A 1,502-nucleotide genomic window follows, 5' to 3' on the forward strand; every position below is an offset into this window, starting at 1 on the left:
TTTTGTAGTGCATTGCTCACCCCTTAGCAGGGCGTTATGCCTGTTAATGGACAAGGAGAGTTAAATGAAGATTTTAAAGGCTTCAATCTCTGAATTAGATCAGATTGTGAGTTTATTTGATGATTATCGTCGGTTTTATGGGCAAAAATCGGATATTGATGCCGCTAGAGAATTTTTGAGAAACCGGTTCGCTAATAATGAATCTGTGATTTTTTTAGCTATGACCGAAAGCAATGAAGCTCTTGGTTTTGTGCAACTTTACCCGTCATTCTCATCTGTCGCAATGAAACCGATGTGGTATCTCAATGATCTATTCGTTTCTGATGGATCCCGAAACCAAGGAGTTGCGAGAGCATTGCTCCAAAAAGTGAAATGTTTTGCGAAAGAAACGAACGCGTTAACCGTTAAATTAGCGACGTCAGCAACTAACGATAAAGCAAAATCACTCTATGAATCTGAAGGTTATGATAAGATTGTTGCTTTTGAACACTACACCCAAAAGGTAAAACAGGCATAACAAACGCTTCAAGAGGGACAGCCAACGCACGGCATTTTTACTATGCGTTGGTTTTTGTGATTACGGTGTTATGCGGTAAGTTAGTAGTAGCGTTGGCTGCCCCTTAAGCGGGCGTTATATAGCTTTCGAGCAGTGTTTTAGTGTATGGTTTCATAAGTCAGATTTGAGTATGTTTTTTTGCGGAGCGGGTATTTCCTTCGTTGATAAATTTTCTAAATCAGCAAATTTAGCACCACCTAAAATGTAATTCGCAGCTCACCAACTTGTGTCATTCTAAGTGCGGTAGCGTGCATGGTTTTCAAAACCACGTTAGTACCTTGTATGTTAAAAATGGGTTTAGCTTCGTTCGTCAACTAGCTTTGTTGCGTTTGAAATAAAACCTAAAAAGGGCTGTTTTATCGTAATGTGTTTTCCCACGCATTGTGCATCAAGTGGCTATATAACAAGGCATTTAATCGGACTAAAAACAGTGGGCTACTGCGCTTCGCTTGTATTTTAGCCCACAATTTTTAGCCGCTTAATGCGGCGTTATGCAACTCAGGTAAAATTAGGGGTTCAATCTTGTGGGATTTCTCCGGCCATTCGTTTTGTGTTGTCGGCAAATGAGCTTTTTGACCATAAAATTCGTGGTTCACTCAAGCCGTAAAACAGACAAGGTTCTTTGTTTGCCTCAATCAGTTTTAACGTTGGCGCGTTGCTAATTTTGTGGGCGCAAAGTGTGGAAAGGGCAAGTTTATCGAACATTTTGTACTTGTTGAAAGTCTTGCTCGGTGAGTTTGTTTCATTCAAAAGCTTGGTTTGTTGTTGAAAGGTGGGCTTTGTTTTGGCGGCTTCTTTGTCATGGCTCTGGCTTCAGGGCAGGGTTCGCGCATGTTATTGACGCACCTTTTTATCGAATTTCGGGATAAAATTTTTAGAAATAGATTGAATTAGCGATCTTGACGTGATCTTATACTGTTAAAAATAAAGCAGGACTAGAAACTTA

The 1,502-nt window shown here is 40.1% G+C and carries 1 protein-coding gene; it reads left to right on the forward strand.

Annotated elements, in window-relative coordinates:
• The first annotated feature begins 64 nt into the window (after positions 1-64).
• On the forward strand, positions 65-517 hold the full coding sequence (locus UF06_RS18640) for a GNAT family N-acetyltransferase (protein ID WP_045571767.1): 453 nt from the start codon (positions 65-67) through the stop codon (positions 515-517).
• Positions 518-1,502 lie beyond the last annotated feature (985 nt).

The sequence above is a fragment of the Vibrio sp. S234-5 genome (assembly GCF_000960595.1).
GTDB lineage: Bacteria > Pseudomonadota > Gammaproteobacteria > Enterobacterales > Vibrionaceae > Vibrio.